The sequence below is a fragment of the Staphylococcus sp. EG-SA-2 genome (assembly GCF_017152085.1).
This window is the reverse complement of record NZ_JACYHC010000589.1, coordinates 1-2,797: the sequence shown is the minus strand read 5'-3', so window position 1 is coordinate 2,797 and position 2,797 is coordinate 1. Positions and strand designations below refer to the sequence as shown.

Sequence of the window (2,797 nt, the reverse complement as noted above, 5' to 3'; positions counted from 1 at the left end):
GGCAGACAAATACAAAAAATTCTAGTAGAAATGAAATAATACTTTCTAACAACAAAGCGCTATGTTGAATAGTGCTTGTTATGGAAATATATGGAAGTTAAGCGACGTACTGTTGCTTAGCTTCTTTTTTTGAGGGGAAAAGTTACAAAACTCACACAAACAGTCGCACCACGCATTATCTTTTGCTTAAATAGCTTAATCATATTTTATGAATAGTTAAAAACAGGTTAATGTGAATATCCGAATACAGCTCCTATAATATGGGTGTATGGTTCAAATTACGTAATAAAACAATCTAATTATAATAGATTGGAGCATACAACTATGAAAATGAAAAATATTGCAAAAATAAGTTTGTTATTAGGAATATTAGCAACAGGTGTAAACACTACAACGGAAAAACCAGTTCATGCCGAAAAGAAACCTATTGTAATAAGTGAAAATAGCAAAAAATTAAAAGCTTATTATACTCAACCTAGTATTGAATATAAAAATGTGACAGGTTATATCAGTTTCATTCAACCAAGTATTAAATTTATGAATATCATAGATGGTAATTCTGTTAATAACCTTGCTTTAATTGGCAAAGATAAGCAACATTATCATACGGGTGTACATCGTAATCTTAATATATTTTACGTTAATGAGGATAAGAGATTTGAAGGTGCAAAGTACTCTATTGGGGGTATCACTAGTGCAAACGATAAAGCTGTCGACCTAATAGCAGAAGCAAGAGTTATTAAAGCAGATCATATTGGTGAATATGATTATGACTTTTTCCCATTTAAAATAGATAAAGAAGCGATGTCATTGAAAGAGATTGATTTTAAATTAAGAAAATACCTTATTGATAATTATGGTCTTTACGGTGAAATGAGTACAGGGAAAATTACCGTCAAAAAGAAATACTATGGAAAGTATACATTTGAATTGGATAAAAAGTTACAAGAAGACCGTATGTCCGATGTTATCAATGTCACAGATATTGATAGAATTGAAATCAAAGTTAGAAAAGCTTAATACACATACTTGACGACGAAATAATTTGAAATTGAAATAGAGAGGTTAAGTGACGATCAAACGTTGCTTAACTTCTTTTTAATGCTTAAAAATCATTTCAAAGGCACATAGAAACGCTATATTAACCTCATAATCACTCATTATTTTTTGCTTAAATTACTTAATAATACTTCAATAATTGTTAAAAAGGGTTTAATGTGATTATCTTAGAACGCCATCTATAATGATGTTGTATGATTCAAATTACGTAAAAAGACAATCGAATATAATATAGATTGGAGTATACAATTATGAATATGAAAACAATTGCTAAAACCAGTTTAGCACTAGGGCTTTTAACAACAGGCGCAATTACAGTAACGACGCAATCGGTCAAAGCAGAAAAAATACAATCAACTAAAGTTGACAAAGTACCAACGCTTAAAGCAGAGCGATTAGCAATGATAAACATAACAGCAGGTGCAAATTCAGCGACAACACAAGCAGCTAACACAAGACAAGAACGCACGCCTAAACTCGAAAAGGCACCAAATACTAATGAGGAAAAAACCTCAGCTTCCAAAATAGAAAAAATATCACAACCTAAACAAGAAGAGCAGAAATCGCTTAATATATCAGCAACGCCAGCGCCTAAACAAGAACAATCACAAACGACAACCGAATCCACAACGCCGAAAACTAAAGTGACAACACCTCCATCAACAAACACGCCACAACCAATGCAATCTACTAAATCAGACACACCACAATCTCCAACCATAAAACAAGCACAAACAGATATGACTCCTAAATATGAAGATTTAAGAGCGTATTACACGAAACCGAGTTTTGAATTTGAAAAGCAGTTTGGATTTTTGCTCAAACCATGGACGACGGTTAGGTTTATGAATGTTATTCCAAATAGGTTCATCTATAAAATAGCTTTAGTTGGAAAAGATGAGAAAAAATATAAAGATGGACCTTACGATAATATCGATGTATTTATCGTTTTAGAAGACAATAAATATCAATTAAAAAAATATTCTGTCGGTGGCATCACGAAGACTAATAGTAAAAAAGTTGATCACAAAGCAGAATTAAGCGTTACTAAAAAAGATAATCAAGGTATGATTTCACGCGATGTTTCAGAATACATGATTACTAAGGAAGAGATTTCCTTGAAAGAGCTTGATTTTAAATTGAGAAAACAACTTATTGAAAAACATAATCTTTACGGTAACATGGGTTCAGGAACAATCGTTATTAAAATGAAAAACGGTGGGAAGTATACGTTTGAATTACACAAAAAACTGCAAGAGCATCGTATGGCAGATGTCATAGAAGGTACAAACATTGATAAAATTGAAGTGAATATAAAATAATCATGACGTTCTCTAAATAGAAGCTGACATCGGTAAAACAAGAAGTTAAGTGACAACGGTTTACATGTTGCTTAGCTTCTTTTATTATGCGTAATGATGTAAAAGACGAATATTCATTTGTTTGTAAAAGTGGCATTTCTATGTCTTAAAAGTGACGAATCCTCAAATGTGCCAAGTGTTGAATCACATCAAAATCAGTTTTATTTAACGAACATTATGGATTTCTTAATTTACTTAACGATGATTCAAATATAGTTAAACAAGGTTTAATGTGAATGGAGCAATACGCCATCTATAATAAAGCTGTATGATTCAATGAATGTAATCGAACAAATCTAATAATTACGAATGGAGCATACAACTATGAAAATAACAACAATTGCTAAAACAAGTTTAGCACTAGGCCTTTTAACAAC

At 31.5% G+C, this 2,797-nt stretch carries 3 protein-coding genes; all 3 read left to right on the top strand.

What is annotated here, in order from left to right; translation table 11 throughout:
* Positions 1-324: 324 nt before the first annotated feature.
* The 3 genes from IDG60_RS10455 (at position 325) to IDG60_RS10445 (ending at position 2,636) form a co-directional block, all read left to right on the top strand.
* Positions 325-1,020: a superantigen-like protein SSL2 gene (locus tag IDG60_RS10455; protein ID WP_000782622.1), complete on the top strand. Its 696-nt coding sequence runs from the start codon at positions 325-327 to the stop codon at positions 1,018-1,020.
* Between the two features lie 290 nt (positions 1,021-1,310).
* Positions 1,311-2,381 carry a superantigen-like protein SSL3 gene (locus IDG60_RS10450; RefSeq protein WP_001056483.1) on the top strand — a complete coding sequence of 357 codons (1,071 nt, stop codon included), beginning with the start codon at positions 1,311-1,313 and terminating at the stop codon, positions 2,379-2,381.
* A gap of 117 nt (positions 2,382-2,498) precedes the next feature.
* Positions 2,499-2,636, top strand: a complete 138-nt coding sequence (locus IDG60_RS10445; RefSeq protein ID WP_001792090.1) for a hypothetical protein — start codon at positions 2,499-2,501, stop codon at positions 2,634-2,636.
* Positions 2,637-2,797 lie beyond the last annotated feature (161 nt).